14 protein-coding genes are annotated in these 18,099 nt (G+C 45.0%); 13 read left to right on the forward strand and 1 reads right to left on the reverse strand.

Features of this window, described 5'->3' with window-relative positions:
- The first annotated feature begins 13 nt into the window (after positions 1 to 13).
- The 4 genes from atpA to HXT56_RS06170 are packed head-to-tail and all read left to right on the forward strand — an operon-like array spanning position 14 to position 4,494.
- Complete coding sequence (gene atpA, locus HXT56_RS06155) at positions 14 to 1,675, forward strand: F0F1 ATP synthase subunit alpha (protein ID WP_116712162.1); 1,662 nt, start codon at positions 14 to 16, stop codon at positions 1,673 to 1,675.
- Between the two features lie 3 nt (positions 1,676 to 1,678).
- Positions 1,679 to 2,683: a F0F1 ATP synthase subunit gamma gene (locus HXT56_RS06160; protein WP_116712163.1), complete on the forward strand. Its 1,005-nt coding sequence runs from the start codon at positions 1,679 to 1,681 to the stop codon at positions 2,681 to 2,683.
- A gap of 6 nt (positions 2,684 to 2,689) precedes the next feature.
- Positions 2,690 to 4,177 carry a F0F1 ATP synthase subunit beta gene (gene atpD, locus HXT56_RS06165; RefSeq protein ID WP_116712164.1) on the forward strand — a complete coding sequence of 496 codons (1,488 nt, stop codon included), beginning with the start codon at positions 2,690 to 2,692 and terminating at the stop codon, positions 4,175 to 4,177.
- Positions 4,178 to 4,179: 2 nt separating this feature from the next.
- Entirely contained in the window at positions 4,180 to 4,494 is a 315-nt protein-coding gene (locus tag HXT56_RS06170) for a F0F1 ATP synthase subunit epsilon (protein ID WP_116712165.1), read from the forward strand.
- 269 nt (positions 4,495 to 4,763) lie between these two features.
- Here HXT56_RS06170 and HXT56_RS06175 read toward each other — a convergent pair whose 3' ends face one another.
- On the reverse strand, positions 4,764 to 6,047 hold the full coding sequence (locus HXT56_RS06175; RefSeq protein WP_421778048.1) for an ATP-binding protein: 1,284 nt from the start codon (positions 6,045 to 6,047) through the stop codon (positions 4,764 to 4,766).
- 333 nt (positions 6,048 to 6,380) lie between these two features.
- Here HXT56_RS06175 and HXT56_RS06180 point away from each other — a divergent pair, with 333 nt between their 5' ends.
- From HXT56_RS06180 to HXT56_RS06220, 9 genes are all read left to right on the forward strand, one after another.
- Positions 6,381 to 7,433, forward strand: a complete 1,053-nt coding sequence (locus HXT56_RS06180; protein WP_421778049.1) for a hypothetical protein — start codon at positions 6,381 to 6,383, stop codon at positions 7,431 to 7,433.
- Positions 7,434 to 8,140: 707 nt separating this feature from the next.
- Positions 8,141 to 9,451, forward strand: coding sequence for a Fic family protein (locus HXT56_RS06185; protein ID WP_421778050.1), 1,311 nt, complete (start codon positions 8,141 to 8,143; stop codon positions 9,449 to 9,451).
- A gap of 8 nt (positions 9,452 to 9,459) precedes the next feature.
- The gene (locus HXT56_RS06190) at positions 9,460 to 10,488 is read left to right on the forward strand and encodes an FAD:protein FMN transferase (RefSeq protein ID WP_421778051.1); all 1,029 of its coding nucleotides are present in this window, start codon (positions 9,460 to 9,462) and stop codon (positions 10,486 to 10,488) included.
- A 222-nt stretch (positions 10,489 to 10,710) separates the two neighbouring features.
- Complete coding sequence (locus HXT56_RS06195; protein ID WP_421778052.1) at positions 10,711 to 12,429, forward strand: FTR1 family iron permease; 1,719 nt, start codon at positions 10,711 to 10,713, stop codon at positions 12,427 to 12,429.
- Between the two features lie 106 nt (positions 12,430 to 12,535).
- Positions 12,536 to 13,180, forward strand: coding sequence for an iron transporter (locus tag HXT56_RS06200; RefSeq protein WP_421778053.1), 645 nt, complete (start codon positions 12,536 to 12,538; stop codon positions 13,178 to 13,180).
- Positions 13,181 to 13,268: 88 nt separating this feature from the next.
- Entirely contained in the window at positions 13,269 to 14,540 is a 1,272-nt protein-coding gene (locus HXT56_RS06205; RefSeq protein WP_421778054.1) for a Fe-S-containing protein, read from the forward strand.
- Between the two features lie 12 nt (positions 14,541 to 14,552).
- Positions 14,553 to 15,887: an ABC transporter permease gene (locus HXT56_RS06210; protein WP_421778055.1), complete on the forward strand. Its 1,335-nt coding sequence runs from the start codon at positions 14,553 to 14,555 to the stop codon at positions 15,885 to 15,887.
- Positions 15,877 to 17,160, forward strand: a complete 1,284-nt coding sequence (locus tag HXT56_RS06215; RefSeq protein WP_250309858.1) for an ABC transporter permease — start codon at positions 15,877 to 15,879, stop codon at positions 17,158 to 17,160. Before HXT56_RS06210 ends, HXT56_RS06215 begins: the two co-directional genes overlap by 11 nt.
- 62 nt (positions 17,161 to 17,222) lie before the next feature.
- Complete coding sequence (locus tag HXT56_RS06220; protein WP_421778056.1) at positions 17,223 to 18,068, forward strand: ABC transporter ATP-binding protein; 846 nt, start codon at positions 17,223 to 17,225, stop codon at positions 18,066 to 18,068.
- Positions 18,069 to 18,099: the final 31 nt, after the last annotated feature.

Below are 18,099 nucleotides of genomic sequence, written 5' to 3' on the forward strand. Positions count from 1 at the left end.
ATTAAGGAGAATTATGGCGGAACTATCTATTGATCCCGCCCTTATACGCAAGGCGCTCGACGGTTTTGTCGACTCGTATAAGCCTACAGACATGCCAACGCAAGAAGTTGGCTATGTTGTTACGGCTGGTGACGGCATTGCGCACGTGGCTGGTTTGTCCGGCTGCATGGCGAACGAGCTGCTCACTTTCGAGAACGATACCTTGGGTCTTGCGTTCAACCTTGATGCTCATGAAATCGGCGTGGTTATTCTCGGTGATTTCACTGGTATTGAGGAAGGGCAGGAAGTTTACCGCACTGGCGAAGTGTTGTCAGTGCCGGTTGGTGACGCTTATCTTGGTCGTACCGTGGATCCTTTGGGTAATCCAATCGATGGCTTAGGCGCGATTGAGTGCAATGAGCGTCGTATTCTTGAAGCCCAGGCTCCAGACGTTATTCACCGTCATCCAGTTGACGAACCTTTGTCTACTGGTTTGAAGGCTATTGACGCAATGACGCCAATTGGTCGCGGTCAGCGTCAGTTGATTATTGGTGACCGCCAAACGGGTAAGACGGCAATCGCAATCGATACGATTATTAACCAGCGTACGAACTGGGAGAGTGGAGACCCGAAGAAGCAGGTGCGTTGCATCTATGTAGCAATCGGTCAGAAGGGTTCTACTATTGCTGCAGTGCGTCAAAGCCTTGAAGAGGCGGGCGCTATGAAGTACACCACGATTGTGGCAAGCCCAGCTTCTGATTCTGCAGGTTTTAAGTACATTGCACCTTACACCGGTTCTGCAATCGGTCAGCATTGGATGTACAACGGCAAGCATGTTTTGATTGTTTTCGACGATTTGTCGAAGCAAGCAGAAGCGTACCGTTCGATTTCTTTGCTTTTGCGTCGTCCACCTGGGCGTGAAGCTTACCCAGGCGACGTGTTCTACCTGCACTCTCGTCTACTCGAACGTTGTGCTAAGCTTTCCGACGATTTGGGCGGCGGCTCTATGACCGGTCTTCCAATTATCGAAACTAAAGCAAACGACGTTTCTGCATACATTCCAACCAACGTGATTTCTATCACCGATGGTCAGATCTTCTTGCAGTCTGATTTGTTCAACGCAGGCCAGCGTCCAGCAGTTGATGTCGGTATTTCCGTGTCTCGTGTTGGTGGTGCTGCTCAGGCTAAGGCCTTGAAGAAGGTCTCTGGCATGTTGAAGATTTCCTTGGCTCGTTATAAGTCTTTGGAATCTTTCGCCATGTTTGCTTCCGATTTGGATGCGGCTTCGAAGGCTCAGCTGACTCGTGGCGCTCGCTTAACAGAGTTGCTTAAGCAGAAGCAGTTCTCGCCTCGCGCAATGGAGCAGGAAGTAGTTTCTGTGTGGGCTGGTACGCATGGCAAGCTTGACGATATTCCAGTGAAGGACGTTTTGCGTTTTGAAAGCGAATTGTTGGATTACCTGGATAAAGGCACCGACATTTTGCAGGTGATTCGCGATACTGAAGACTTCACTAAGGAAACTGAATCTAAGCTTGATGCTGCTATTGATGATTTCCGTAGGACGTTTAAGACTTCTGCTGGCAAGCCTTTGATTGTAAAGGATTCGTTGCCACCGGCTGAGAACCCTGCCCCTGTTGAGAAGGAGCAGCTTATTGCAAAGCCGAAGTCAGATAGTCGCGAGCCTGAGGGGAAGTAGCGTATGTCCTCCCAACTTGCATTGAAATCGAGAATTGTTTCCACTCAGTCTTTGGGTAAGATCTTTAAGGCTCAGGAAATGATTGCGTCTTCGCACATTGCTAAAGCGCGAGATATTGCGCTTAACGCTAAGCCTTATAGTGACGCAATTTTCGATGCTGTGCAGGCGTTGGTAGCTCATCACGAAGCGAATATTAAGCATCCTATATTTGGTAAGGAGCATGCTGGCAATCGTGTAGCAGTGCTTGCACTTACTTCTGATCGTGGTATGGCAGGTGCGTTTACGTCTTCGATTATTCGCGAGACGGAAGCGCTTCTTGCCAAGCTCGATGCGGAAGGTAAGCATGCGGAACTGTACGTGTACGGTCGTCGTGGTGCTACTTACTACAAGTATCGTAATCGAGACGTTGCAGGCACTTGGGAAGGTTCTACGGATCATCCTGATGTCACTATTGCAGAAAAGATTTCTGATACGTTGATGGATGCTTATATGGCGCCGGAAGCAGAAGGCGGAGTTTCGGAACTGTATATTGTTTTCACTGAATTTATCAATATGGTGAGGCAAAAAGTTCGTACGTTGCGCATGCTACCAGTTGAGTTAGTTCCGTTGAAGGATGGCGAGGAGTTTGCTATGCACCGTCCTGATTACGAAGCGGCTTCTGGTCCTTCAGCTTCGCTGTCGTCTACGAGCGCAGTTTCAGCTCGTGAGGAGGCGGTGAGCCGCAGCAATCCTGATGCTGTTGAATATTGCTTCGAGCCAAGCCCAGATGAGGTGCTGGATGCTGTTTTGCCGAAGTATATTCAGTCGCGTATTCACGAGTGCTTGCTTACTTCTGCTGCTTCTGAAACGGCAAGTAGGCAGAACGCTATGCATACGGCTACAGATAACGCCCGCAATTTGGTGGATGATTTGACACGAAAGCTTAATGCTTCGCGTCAGGCATCTATCACTCAAGAACTTACCGAGATTATCGGCAGCGCTGATGCGCTGAATAATGAGGAGGATTAGGAGCATATGGCTGAAAATCAGACCACAGCGCCTCCAGAAGCCGAAAAGGAAGTCGATCCGACGGCTGGTCGCGTAACCCGCGTTCAGGGTTCCGTGATTGACGTTGAATTCCCGGTCGGCTATCTGCCGGATATTTACAATGCTCTCAAAGTCGATATCAACACCGTTGGAAACACGGAAGGTGATACCGTCCACGAAATTACGCTGGAAGTTGAGCAGCACCTTGGTGACTCAACCGTGCGAGCAGTCGCTTTGAAGCCTACGGATGGCTTGGTTCGTGGTGCTTTAGTTAGGGACACTGGCGGCCCAATTTCGGTTCCTGTTGGCGATGTTACTAAAGGTCACGTGTTTGATGTTACCGGCAACATTTTGAATGCTAAGCCGGGCGAACATATTGAAGTAACTGAGCGCTGGCCAATTCACCGTAACCCACCTGCTTTCGATCAGCTCGAGTCTAAGACTCAGATGTTCGAAACCGGCATTAAGGTTATCGATTTGCTTACCCCTTACGTTCAGGGCGGCAAGATTGGTCTGTTCGGTGGCGCAGGCGTTGGTAAAACCGTGTTGATTCAGGAAATGATTCAGCGCGTTGCACAGAATCACGGTGGTGTGTCTGTGTTTGCTGGCGTTGGCGAACGTACCCGTGAAGGTAACGATTTGATTGGCGAAATGGCTGAGGCTGGCGTTTTGGAGAAAACGGCGCTTGTCTTTGGTCAGATGGATGAGCCTCCTGGGACTCGTCTTCGTGTGCCTCTTACCGCTTTGACCATGGCTGAGTACTTCCGCGATGTGCAGAATCAGGATGTGTTGCTGTTCATCGACAACATATTCCGCTTTACTCAGGCTGGTTCTGAGGTGTCTACTTTGCTGGGTCGTATGCCTTCCGCAGTTGGTTACCAGCCAAACTTGGCAGATGAAATGGGTGCGTTGCAGGAGCGTATTACTTCTACGCGCGGCCATTCCATTACGTCGCTTCAGGCTATTTACGTGCCTGCAGATGATTACACTGATCCTGCACCTGCAACAACCTTTACGCACTTGGATGCTACTACTGAGCTTTCGCGTGATATTGCAGCTAAGGGTATTTACCCAGCTGTGGATCCATTAACTTCTACTTCTAGAATTTTGGATCCTCGTTACGTTGGCCAGGCTCACTACGATTGCGCAAACCGCGTTAAGGCTATTTTGCAGCGTAACAAGGAGCTTCAGGACATCATCGCCTTGATTGGTATTGATGAACTTGGTGAGGAAGATAAGACTACAGTGAGCCGCGCTCGTAAGATTGAGCAGTTCCTTGGTCAGAACTTCTACGTGGCTGAAAAGTTCACGGGCCGTCCAGGTTCTTATGTGCCAGCAGATGAAACCATTGAGGCGTTCACGCGTATTTGCAATGGTACTTATGATGACATTCCTGAGCAGGCGTTCTCGGGCATTGGTGGCATTGACGATCTTGAGCGTCGTTGGCACGATATGCAGCAAGAGTTTGGTGCGTGATCATGGCAGAGAAGCAAGTAAAATCGCTGCACGTGAGTGTGGTGGCAGCCAGGCATCCTGTGTGGGAAGGCGACGCCAAGTTTGTGGTTATTCCTTCTGTGAATGGCTTAATGGGTGTGCTTCCTGGGCATGAGGCTGTGCTTGCGTTGATTGATCACGGTTTTGTGAAGGTTGACGATTTGAAGGGTGTGCGTCACGTGTTTAAAGTGACAGACGGCTTCTTCTCTGTTGATTCTGATCACATTACGATTGCTGTTGAGCATAGTTGCAATGTCGATAAAGACGGCAACGTGTTGCCTAACGCTAAGGTGATTTAGGCTTACGTATAAGTGAAGTAAGCGAAAAGGCAGGAGTTTGAGGTATTCTCAAGCTCCTGTCTTTTTGTTTTTTTTTATTGCGCGCTTGTGTGAATATCGTTTCACTTCGCAAAATTAAAAAATTTTCAAATTTGCGAAGTGGGATTTGCTCGACTTTGCTAAGTGGGATTTGCTCGGCATTAAAACTCGTAAATCGTGCTACGCCGAAACGAGTGGTGTTATGCGTGTTGTGATGCTGTTTTTGGTTGTTTTGTGTCTGCGTGTTGTGCTTAGTTCGCGCTGAGTAGCCATTGTGCTATGTCTATTACGCGTATTCCTTCAATATCGTAAGAATCGTGGCGAGTGTTTGCTAGAAGGATTTTAGGGTAAGAATCTTTTATGGCTTTGAGTGGTGAAAGTTCGCGCTCCAATGTGGAATCATCGCTAATATTGTCTGAAACTTGAATATAAAGCTTTTCACTCGCTTTTATTGCAACAAAATCTACTTCTTTTTGATAAAGTTTACCAACATAAATCGAGTATCCTCTTCGCATAAGCTCAAGTGCCACAATATTCTCGTACGCTCTTCCGTAATCCATGTTGCGCGTTCCTAGAATTGCGTAGCGTAGCGCAGTATCTGCTAAATAGTATTTTTCGTTTGTTTCTAAATATTTTTTGCCGCGAATATCGTAGCGTTTTACTTTATAAAACATGAACGCATTGCATAAATATTTTAGATAATTGCCAACAGTTATGTGTGTTGTTTCAATATGATTCTGCTTAAGTATTGAGCTTACATTGTTTGCGGTTGTGAGATTTGCAATATTATCCATTAAGAATTCGCATATTGAGTCAAGAAGTGATACCTCTGATATTGCGTATTTGTCTACTAAATCGCGTTTAACAAGAGTTGTATACACGTTTTTTATGTACGCTTTTGCATCGTCTTGGTTAGCGTAAACGTATGAGCCGGCAAGTCCTCCCTGTTGTAAATATCTTTGCAATGCATCGTTAAAGTTGCTTGTTATTTCAAAGTATTCGCAATATTCTGCAAAACTAAATGGGAATACTGGTATCTCAATAAATCTTCCACTAAATAGTGTTGCAAGATCCGAGCTAAGTAAGAATGCGTTGGATCCCGTTAAGTAAATATCGTATTTATTGCTATTGTGAAGGCTATTAATTGCAAGCTCAAATTTTGGGCACAATTGCACTTCGTCAATCATGAGCACGTTGTAAGCGCCTGGTATATAACGGCTTTCAACGTATTTAAAAAGGCTTTTGTAATTTTTCAGATTTTCATAATTTAGGTTATTAAAGTCGATGCTGATTATGTTAAGTTGCTGATTATTTAGGTTATTTTGCTGTTGTAGCGTGTTTGGAAGTTGCGCGTGCTTTGCTGACGCGTAAAGTTTGCTACTTTGATTACTGTAGGTGTTTTCTAAATGCGTGCGGTAAGCGCGTAGTAGTTCCGATTTTCCACTGCGTCGAATGCCGGTGATGATTTTTATATCTGGCGTGCCTTTAAGTCGCTTTAGGCGATTTAGGTAATCTGTTCTCTCGATGAGTTTCATGCAATCGCCTTTCGTCTTCAGAATCGTAGTATTTTTTACTTTTGAAAGCAGATTCGTATTTTCACTTTCAAAACTTTAATTTTATTTTACTTTTGAAAGTATTATATCATTTTCACTTTCAAAACTGTAATATTTTTTAAGTTTTGAAAGTGAGTGCCTATTTGTGTTCGCACGCGAATGCCCTTTTCTTTTTGATTAATGTCGTTTATTTTTTGCAACGGGTGGTATTCTTGTATGTGATTGTTGATGAATTTCTGGCTTTACTTTTATCAATCTGCCAGTTGTGTCAACATGTAATATTTGCGCTTTTGCGCGAGAGAAGAAAGGATAATTATGCTAAAGAAAAAAGCAATAGGTGCTTTTGTAGCTGCTGCTACTTTGCTTAGTGGTTTTGCTTTTGCATCGTTTGCTCCAGTTGCCTTTGCAAATGATGGCAACAGTGGTAGTGATATAGAGAAAAATTGCGAAGTTCGCGAGAAATATGATGAAGAATTTCACGTAGGTCTTTACACCCGCACGCTATATTGCAAAGATTCCAGCAGTTCAGAATATCATGAGGCATCACTCCCAGAAAAAAAGGAATGGAGCATAGCTGTTGCAAAGAGACTTAATGTTCCAGGAGGAGAATTTAAATTTATTGGTGGTGCGCAAGATTGGTGTGATAATAATTTTTGCCCTTTTGTTGATTATGATCGTGTGGACAAGTATGTTGGAGAAAAACTGAAGAATAGTGACGTATTTTGCTATTATGCAAGAAGGGGCGGATTCTTGCATAGCATGGACGAAACAGGCAGAAGGAGAGATGTTGTAACAAGTGGTGGTCCTGAATACTGCGATAAAAATGGATGTAAAGACGCCAGTAGAGGTACCAATGAATTTAAAGTATGCCAAGCGCATGGATATTTCAATGATGGCGAAGATCATAAGTCTGGTTCAGACCAAACTCCTGCACCTGCACCAGCACCTAAACCAGCTCCTGCACCTAAGCCAGCTCCTGCTCCTGCACCTGAGCATCATGGTATGACTCCTGCTCCTGCTCCTTCGGCGCTTGACTCGCTTACTCCTGCGCTCGACGACAATATTGATTTTAGCGAGATGCTAGATATGGCTGATTTTGATGTTGATGCGTTGGGTGATTTGTCTGATTCTGGCAACATGAACGTCGGGGATTTCACCGGCACTGATAGTGCTGATAACTCTGGTGACGCTGGTATTCCTAGTGGTGTAGATGATTTCAACATTGGTGATTTCGATCTGTCTGATTTCGATTTTGCTGATTTGTTGGATGATCTTGGTGATTTGGATCTTGATGATTTAGCCCCTGCTGATGTCGCTGATGCTGATTCTTCTGTTCCAGCTGTGCCTGTTGGTGTTGTAGCTCGCTAGGTTAGCTGACATAGTGTAGTTGCTATAAGTGAAAAGATTAAGGGTCTTCGTTTGCGTTCGCTTGGCTTGCTTTTCTGCTTGCTTGCATTCACACTCGAAGGCCCTTTTTGTATTGGCTGCGCGTTCTGTTTATTGGGCTCCTAGTCTTGTGTGAATATTGTCTCACTTCGCAAAATTAAAAAATTTTCAAATTTGCAAAGTGGGATTTGCTCGACTTTGCGAAATTTATTTTGCTCGGCATTAAAGCGTGTAAACCATGCTACGCCGAAACAAGTGGCGTTATGTTGATGTTGCCTACGCTGCCGATGCTTCTATAGTACGTTTTTGCCAAAATGTCGGTATAGATGAATATTTTTTGCGCGTTATACCGCTGTTTTGCAAAAATGTCGGTATAGACGAATATTTTTTACGCGCATGCCTTCATTTTGCGAAAATGTCGGTATAGGCGAATATTTTTTGCGCGCTATACCGCTGTTTTACGAAAATGTAGGTATAGGTGAATGTTTTTTACGCGCTATGCCTTCATTTTGCGAAAATGTCGGTATAGAATAGATTTTTACGTTAGCTATGCAATCATTTTGCAATAAATACGCTATTTGCATATAAGCAAAATGTTGAAAGCAAAAATATTGCAAACTTAATATCGCAAAATATTAAATAACGTAAACGCAATAATGTAAACGCAATAACGTAAATGGAGTCGCATTATGGATTACAAAACAATACGCAAGATAGTTGCAATGTCTAAAAGTAATGCAAAACCTTGTGATATTGCGGAAGAAGAATATCGATTGCGCATTGATAATCCTGCTACGTATCGTTCCGGAATCGTATTTGATAGTCATGAAATTTTTGCAACGTGCGTAACGGATCTTGTAATGCACATGAATGATATTGCGTATGCTGAAAAAGCGGTTGAAAAAGCGTGGGGCAGATTACCACGGTTTGCTCAGCGCGAGTATTTAATGCAACTTATTGCAAAAGAAGTGCAAAATACCAACATTATTGAAGGCGTTCATAGTACAAGAAAAGAGCTTTCCAAAGCTCTTGATGCTGCGAGTGAGCAGAATAAGCATACGCGTTTTAGTGAATTTACTAAACTTTTTCTTGAGCTTGCAGATTCTAAAGAAAAGTCTGTTGCGGAATCTGTTGTGGATTTGAATGTAGAGTCAGTTGCGGATTCAAAGGAGAGTAGCACTTCAATTCCGCAAACATTGCAAGATATACGAAAAATCTACAACAGTATTATGCAGGGTGAATTAGAATCAGGCTATATTCCAGATGGTGAGATTTTTAGGAAGGGAAAAGTAAGTATTCGTGATGGTGCAAATAATGTAGTGCACGATGGCGATGCAACGGAAGCGGAAATTCAAGATCATTTAACGCAGATGTTGAGTTTGATGAATAGCAACAAAGTCCCAACGCTTATTAAAGCGTGCATGTGCCACTATGCTTTTGAGAGCGTGCACCCATTTTATGATGGGAACGGCAGAACTGGGCGGTTTTTGCTTGCTTTGCAATTGCACGAGCAGCTTTCGATGCCAACAATTTTGAGCCTAAGCTCTATAATTTATGCAGAAAAATCTGGATACTATGCTGCTTTTTCCAAAGCGCAGGAACTGTTTAATTGCAATGATTTAACTATGTTTTGCTGCACAATGTTGCAATATATTAAAAAAGCACAGAACGAAGTATTAAACAATATTATTTTGCAATTAAAACAGACCCTTTACTGTTTGAATAAGATATCCGAGTTTTCCAAAAAAACAGCGATTTCTAAAGTGCAGCGCGAAGTTCTTTCTATTTCGTTGCAAAATAAGCTTTTTTCGTATAATCCATCTCCGATGACTCGCAAGCAATTAAGCGAATACGTTGGAAACGCGATTGGTGAGCAGGTTGGTGAACGAAAGATCGTGAGTGCGCTTAACGGTTTGATTGAGGTTGGAATGATTGACTCGGTGGGCGAACGCCCTCTTCGGTATGAGCTTTCTAAAAAAGCGAATGAAATGTTTGAGTGAAGCAAGCGATGTTTAGGAATGTAATGGCGATTGAGCGCGCGCTTGGGACGGGGATTATTATCTCCAGCAGCGTGCCGATTTCGCAGCGCGTTGAGAAGCGGATTCGCGCGTTTGTTGACGAGTATGAATCGGTGCTTTCGCGATTTCGTGCGGATTCGCTAGTTTCGCGCATGGTTCGTGCGGAGGCTGGCGGCGATTTTGAGTTTCCAACGTGGGCTGAGCCGCTTTTTGTGCTCTACGACGAGTTTTACGCTGCCACTTGCGGAGCTTTTGATGCATGCGTTGGCGCGGATTTGATTGCGCTTGGCTACGATAATTCTGTGCAATTCGTTCCGGAATCGGCAGCTAGCGCGAGTGATGATAGTGACAGTTGGGCTAATTATCGCCGCGCTCTTCCAGTTAAGTGGGGTGATATTTCGCGAGATGATGGCAGCACAACGCTTCATGCAAATCAGCCAGTGCAGCTTGATTTTGGGGCAGCTGGGAAGGGCTATTTTGTAGATCTCGTAACGCAGATTATTAAAGACGAGCTGGGTGGCGAGATGTCTGCGGATTGCGATTTTTTGGTGAACGCAGGCGGCGATATGCGCGCTTGTTTTAGCGATGAAAATTGCCAGATAAAAGTTGCGCTGGAAAATCCTTTTGACACAACGCAAGCGGTTGGTGTGGTATCAATTGCAAGTGGAGCGTTGTGTGCTTCGTCTACTGCAAGAAGGCGATGGAAAGTAAAAGGCGCAAATTGCCTTGCAGACAACGCTTTTGAATCTAATCTAATTGCAACTCACTTAATCAACGCTTTGGATGGGACTCCTGCGCAAAAACTTGCTGCGAGCTGGACTTACGTTCCTGCGAAAACTTGCGATTTTCCAACTGCTTACGCCGACGCACTCGCAACTGCGTTGTTTGTATCGCAAGAAAACAATTTGCAAAAAATCGTGCAAACTGCCCGCGCTGAGTTTGCTGTAATGCTGCCCAATCGTACGGATTGCCAAGTTCGCGCAACGTCTGCCTTCCCAGCGCACTTTTTTGCCGAATAATTGCAAAAACGAAAGATAATTCTCGTTATCAATATCATTTTCGCAATATTTGCGTGTTTTTTGCGATGGACTATATCAATCTAGTTGATATATCGATATTATGTACCTGTGGGGCCTTTGTAATGGCAAGTTTTAGTTGGGAGTGCTCGATTGGGGTAGAGCACATGGGAATACAGAAGCGCGAGAAGCGTGAGAAGACGCAAAAGAACGCGAGGAGATGTTATGCGCGCGTGTGTGAAAGTGCGCCAAATTCGTGGATTGGCCGCACTGATGCTGGCTGTGTGCGTGTTGGTAAGTTGCATGGTGGGGTCGTTTGTTGTAACCACGCCGGCTTTGGCAACAGATGCAGATCGTTCGTATGCTAGCTGGTCGGCCGTTTCTAAAGCAATAGACGACGAATTTCAGCAAGGTCAAAGCGAATATAAAAACGGGAATAATTCCGGTGCTGCCACCAGATTCCAGGCAGCATACAATTCCGTTTACGTCGCTTCAAACATGATTACCGTTGTGCGAGATACCTTTGGTCAGAACAAAGTTCAGTCGCAACAAGACCAATTCCAGCAGCTACAAACGTTGGTATATCAACAAAATCAAGCTTCACAAATTGATTCCGTAGTGACTACTTTGCAAGCAGATATTGCACAAACTGCAGCTCAACTCGACGCAAACGTTCAACTAGACAAACCTGACGTTTACGCACAAAAATTGCGTGCGCAAATCAAAGCAGAACGCAAAAAACTAGACGCTGCAAAAAAGAAGAATCTTGGACGTAACGGTCGCACGTGGAGCCAAGTTGCACGAGAAATGAACGTTATTCTCGACAAATCCGTTGCAACCTACAAATCTGCGAAAGGAAACAAGTCACAAGTCGCAGCGGCAGTTGATTTAATTAATGAAGCATACTACCAGTATTACGAAAAGCTCGGTTTTGAAAAAAACGTAATGAACGCAATAAGCGGAAGTCGTGTTTCAACTGTCGAATATCAGTTCAAAGAGTGCCGTCAAGCAATGAACAATGGCCAAACAATTGAGCAAGCTAAAAAGTTCGTAACGGATCTTAAAGCAATGCTTATTGAAGATGCTGCGAAACTTGATGGAGGCGCATCTTCAAACGCAAATCCGTTTATGCAGTTTATAACAAGCTCTTTTGGACAGGCTTTTGTAATTTTGCTTCGCGAAGGCTTGGAAGCTCTGCTTGTTGTTGCAGCAATTATTGCGTACCTGATTAAATCCGGCCACAAAAACATGGTTAAGTACATTTACTTAGGACTTGTGGCAGGCATTGTGGCTTCGTTGATTGTTGCAGCTCTGTTCGGCTTACTTTTCAACGGTTCTGGACCTCAGCAAGAGATTACAGAAGGCGTGGTTGCGTTGTTTGCAATGCTTATGCTTCTGTACACAAGTAACTGGATGATTTCGCGTTCTTCCGTACAAGCGTGGAACAAGTATATTAGCGAGCAAACTACAGCTGCTGTGTCTAAAGGTAGTTTAATTTCGCTTGCGTTGCTCAGTTTCCTTGCGGTGTTCCGTGAAGGTGCGGAAACTGTAATCTTCTACCAAGCTATTTTTGCGGTTTCAAGCGGAGCTGACTCCATGATTTGGGGAGGTTTTGTTGCTGCGGCTGCAGTTCTGGTAGTGATATTCCTACTTATTCGCTTTGCTTCCGTTCGCATACCAATTCGCCCATTCTTTACTGGCACAAGCGCTCTTATGTCGGTGCTTGTGGTGATTTTTGCCGGCGGCGGCGTGCACGCTCTTATCGAGGGCGATGCGCTCGCGGGTATGTATATTCAAGGCTTGCCAACTAACGATTGGCTTGGATTCTATCCGTACGTGGAAACAATTGTGGCTCAAATTTTGGCTGCAATTGTTGTGATTTCGCTACTGTGCGTATCCATTGTGCGCAGCCGCGCAAAACGTGCGGATATCAAACAAAATTAAAAATCAAAACTAAAAATCAGACTAATAATCAACCAAAATTAAAAACCAAAACTAAAAATAAATAATAAAAAACAAGTCAATAATCAACCAATAGAAAAGGTTAGATATGAAGAATAATAAGATGATGGCACTTGCTGCCTTGACGCTCGCAGGCTTGCTTGCACTTGCCGGCTGCGGTTCCAATGGAAACTCGGCAAAAAATGATGCCAAGCCACAATCAACCGAGCAGAAGGCCGATGACAAGGGTGATGACAAAGGCGGCGACAAGGGCTTCGAAGAGGTGCCAGTTGGCCCTCACCAAGATCAAAACATTGGACCTCTTACTATCGGTGCCGTGTACTTCCAGCCAGTGGACATGGTCCCAGCTGGCATGGGTTTGAAGGCAAGCGAGGCTAGCTTCCACCTCGAGGCGGATATTCACGCAAATAAGGCAGGCACTAAGCTTGGCTACGGCAAGGGCGAGTTCATTCCAGATTTGACTGTGAACTACGAGATTGTTGACAAGGCAAGCGGCGAATCCGTTGGCAAGGGCACTTTCATGCAGATGAACGCTTCCGACGGCCCACACTACGGCGCAAACGTTAAGCTCGACAAGGCTGGAAACTACAAGCTCGTGCTTTCAATCGAATCCCCAGAAAAGAAGGGCTGGATGCTTCACGTCGATCCGGCTACCGGCGTAGACGGACGCTTCTGGACTGAGCCAATCAAGGCTACTTTCGACGACTGGAAGTACACTCCTCGCCAGTGGTAGTAATAATTAGTAATAGTTGATACTAATTATTAGTAGTTATTAGTAATTATTGAATAATAGATGATAGTTGATAGCAAAGGAGGGAGTTATGCTCAGACTGTTCGTAGCAGTGCTTCCTGGGCTGCTCCCTCTTACGCTACTTACCATGGGCTTAAGCGCATCGCTTACGGTTGGTGAGGGGCGCGATAAGCCGTTAAGTGCGCGCTGGAGACTGTACGGATTGTCGTTTGGCACAGTCGCGGCACTTATTTTTGCAATTCTTCGCGCATCGGTAGTAATTAACCAACGCAACTTTGTTAATATGCCGGCGTTGTGCGTTGCTATTCCCCTTGATATTGCGGCGATTGTGGCAGTAATTCGTTCTCGTAAAACTGTTGAAAATTGGCGCGAACACCCGCTTCCAATGCACATAAGCAACGCAATTGGCGCGTGCGCGCTAGCGTTTACCGTATTTTATGCGCTTCCGGACGTTATTTTACAGCTTACGATTTTTGTAGATTCAAGCACGCCTCCTTTTACATCCGACATGCTGCTTCGTGCGCTTGGATTCGTGCTTGGCGTTATTGCTGCAATTTGCCTGAGTCTTATGGTTCGTTCATTGCGGGCCACATCTAACGCAATTTCCTTCAAAATTGCGATTGTGCTCAGCATGATTATTCTGCTCGTACAGCACGTAACTTCACTTTTGCAGATTATGCAAGGAAGCATTCTGCTTTATATTGACGACTTTTCTTTCAGTGTGCTTGTTTGGCTGATTAACAATAATCCGCTAATGATTATGGCGCAAATTAGCGTATTTTTGATTCCTGCAGTTGCTTCTCTCGTAATCGGTTTTAAGACGGCAGTAGTTGGTGAAAATGCTGCAGAAATCCGCACGAAGCGAGCATTTAAGCGGAAATCTCGAAAGTCTGCGCTCGCAGCACTTTTGGCTGCGGTTACGGTAATACTTACGCTTACTGTAGGCGTATCTGTTATGAATATTAAGCCAACTTTAACACCGCCTGAACCGTACGAATTGCACGACGGTTTGGCAACTATCAACTTTGTGCAAATTTCAGATGGCCACCTTCACCGCTTCCAATATAAAGCAAAAGATGGCACTGTGATGCGCTTTATAATCATTAAAAAGAATGGTGGAGCGTACGGCGTTGGCTTGGATGCTTGCGAAAACTGTGGAGACGCAGGCTACTACGAAAAGGACGGTAAGATTATTTGCCGCAAATGTGACGTAGCAATTAATTTGGCAACTATTGGTTTTAAGGGTGGTTGCAATCCGATTCCGTTCCCGTACAAGGCTGGGCATGGCAAAATCACCATTCATACTGCTGATTTAGACGTGCTCAGTTCGCACTTTAAGTAAGGAGCAACGCAAATGTTTATGATGCGCATGGTTGCTCGATCGCTTGTGCGGCAAATAAAAAAGCGTCTTCTGATTGCGCTTGTAGTGTGCTTAAGTGCGTGCGTAAGCGTTGCAATGCTTAGCGTTGTGTACGACGTTGGAGACAAGATTAACGCCGAGCTTAGTTCGTACGGTTCGAATATTGTGGTTCAGCCAAAATCTAGCGCTGTGGTAAATGATTTGTACGCTTCTCGTGAGCAAACGAATTCCGCTACTTTGCATAGTTTAGCTGCTGCAGAAAGCCAAGAGTCTACTGCTTTTTTGAAGGAATCGGATGCTGCGAAAATCAAAATGATTTTCTGGGCTTTTAATATTACGAATTTTGCGCCAAAAATAACGGTTCACGCAAATCTTAAGGCAAATTCTTCCGCAAATTTAGTGGTGCCTATTGTTGGAACTTGGTTTAATCGTAAGCTTGCGCTGGCCTCAGGGGAGACAACTGTTGTTGGCGTTCAAGGATTGCGTTCTTGGTGGAAAATTCGTTCAGGTCGTTGGGCAAAAGATAATCAATCCGAGGCAATGGTTGGTTCGCAGCTAGCTGAGCGTTTGCACTTAAAACTTGGTCAGCGTTTGCGTTTGCTTCGCGACGGGCGCGAGGTTTCGTTGCGCTTGGTTGGCGTATACGATTCTGGCGACGACGACAATAACGCAATTTACGCAGATTCTAGTAATGCTCAAAGCCTTGCAAATAAGCCAAATATGGCTGATTTGATTGAGGTAAAAGCGCTTACGACTCCGGAAAATGATTTAGCGCGTAAGGCCGCTAAAAATCCAGCAGCGCTCAGCCAAGAAGAGTGGGAGACTTGGTATTGCACGGCTTACCCGAGTTCGATTACTTACCAAATTGAGGAGGTAATTCCGGGAGCTGTTGCGAAGCAGGTTCGTCAAGTTGCGGCGTTGCAGGGTAACGTATTGAATAAGACGCGCGCTGTGATGGTTTTGATGACTGCGTTGAGTTTGATTGCTGCTGCTGTTGCTGTAGCAAATCTTATGGCTGCTTCGATTTCGGAGCGTTCCGGCGAACTTGCCTTGCTAAAGGCTTTGGGAGCGCGAGATGGTGCTGTTGCTCGTCTTATGCTTATGGAAACTGCGGTTATTGCGTTTGCAGGAGCGTTGCTTGGCATGGTTTTGGGCTTTGCAATGGCGCAGATTATTGGTTTTACGGTGTTTGGATCCGCGATTTTGTTCCGCCCAATGGTGTTTGTGCTGGTGTTTGTGCTGCTTGCGTTGACCGTGCTTGCGGCTGCAGGTTCGTCGATTCGTTCGATTTTGAGTGTGCGTCCTGCGGAGGTGCTTCATGGCAGGTAAATCTTATATGACGTCGAATAATACGATGTTTATAACAATGCTATTTAGCGCGGTATTTCGTCGTAAGTCGCGCGCTGTGATGGCTGTTATTGCAACGCTTGTTGGTGCTGCTACGCTGTTTTGTTTGGCTGCGATTTGCATTGTTGTGCCTCAACAGATGAGCGATGAAATGCGCGCGTACGGAGCGAATATTATCGTAACGCCAATTGAAGGCGAGTGGAAAAACGGTATTGATCGAGCAATGGTTTTGCATACTAACGATATGGTTATTGCAAAAGGTGCTATGCGCTCTGCTACGTATCGTTACGAAAACGTGCGTATTAACGCAGCTCCGTATGTTTTAGCAGGCATTGATGTTCGTTCTGTAAAGTCGCTTAACAAGCATTGGAATGTGGATGGTTCATGGCCGAGCAGCGGAAATGTGATGGTTGGTAGAGATGTTGCTTCGGCAATGGGCTTAAAAATAGGTTCTCGTATTGCGATTGCGTATCGTTCTTCGGATAATACTGACGGTTCGCATAAGCCGGCAGAAAAGTCTGCAAGTAAGTCTGCAAATCAGTCTGCAAATCAGTCTGCGCAAAATTCCTCTCAACAAAAGCTTGTTGAAGGCCGTGTTTCAACGGATATTATGGATACTCACGGCACAACTTTCCGCGTTTGCGGCATTTTGGACACTGGTGGTGCGGAAGATTCTATGCTTTATGCTCTTAACGCGGATGTGAATACTCTTACTGGTGTTAAGCGCGGAGCAGACGTGATTGCTTACTCATCTTCTGCGCCTAGCGTCGATGCGGTTGTTAGAAGCATTAACGATATGACTTCTATGCGTGTGCGCGCTCAGCAGGTTACTAAAGTTACTGCTGCAGATACCGGTATTGTTACAATGCTTCGCAGCCTGTTTTGGATTGTGTCGCTTGTTGTGTTAGTGCTGATGATGGTTGGTGTTAGCACTACGATTTCTTCGATTGTGCAGCAGCGTCGAAACGAAATTGGCTTGCGCAAAGCTTTGGGTGCAAGTGCCAAGAGTATTGGCGTGGAATTTACTGCGGAAGCTGGATTATACGGTTTCGTTGGCGGTATTGCTGGTACGGCAGTAGGGTATGTGTTTGCTCGTTTGCTTGCAGCAATGGTGTTTGCTAGAGATTTGGGCGTGAATTGGTGGCTTGTTGCGTTTTCTGTGGCGTTTAGCATTATTGCGTCTTGCGTTGCTGCGTTGCCGCCTGTTTTGCGCGCTTCAAAAATTGACCCTGCGATTGTGCTTCGAGAAGAATAATTTTAAGCGTAAATTTAGAGATTATTTAAGATTTGAGTTAAGGTTTGAGTTAAGGATTTAATATGACAGAGAATAAAGAAACTAAGCCGGAGAACGCGGAATCTGCGCCGAAAATGCTGTTGACTTTGGACCATATTTCCAAGATTTACGGCTCTCTTCGCGCGGTTGACGATTTGTCGCTTACTGTGCCAGAAGGTGAGTGGCTTTCAATTGTTGGTTCGAGTGGCTCTGGCAAGACTACGCTTATGAACATTATTGGCTGCATGGATTCTCCGTCTAAAGGTTCTGTGTCTTTGCAAGGTCGCAAACTTGAGGATTTGAACGCGGGTCAGCTTGCAGACGTTCGTAAAAACGTAATAGGTTTAGTTTTTCAAAAGTTTTATCTTGTGCCGCATTTAACGGCTGTTGAAAACGTTATGGTTGCGCAATACTATCATTCTGTTGTTGACGAAGCTCAAGCGATGGATGCTTTGGATCGAGTCGGCTTGAAGGATCGCGCTCACCATTTGCCAAGCCAGCTTTCTGGTGGTGAGCAGCAGCGTGTTTGCGTTGCTCGTGCACTTATCAACTGCCCGAAGTTGCTTCTTGCGGATGAGCCGACTGGTAATTTGGATGAAAAAAATGAGCAGATTGTGCTCGACTTGTTTAAGCAGCTGCACAATCAAGGAACGACGATTATTGTTGTAACTCACGATTCTCTGGTTGCTCAATGCGCGGATCGCGAAATTATGCTTAATCATGGTGTGCTTGTTGGTGAGCGTTGGAATAATGAGGATGCTCGCAAAGCGTACGAGGCGATTGGTGGAAAGCCTGCGTTTACGAGTGCTCACGTTGATGAAAGCGTTGCGGAAGCTTTACAAGACCATGATCCTACTAAATCGCCTAAATTAGCGAATTTAGATGATTAATTTTTTAGATGATTAGTTGCGTATAGTTTTA

The sequence above is a fragment of the Gardnerella nova genome, from assembly GCF_049244055.1.
In the GTDB taxonomy this organism is placed as follows: domain Bacteria; phylum Actinomycetota; class Actinomycetes; order Actinomycetales; family Bifidobacteriaceae; genus Bifidobacterium; species Bifidobacterium vaginale_H.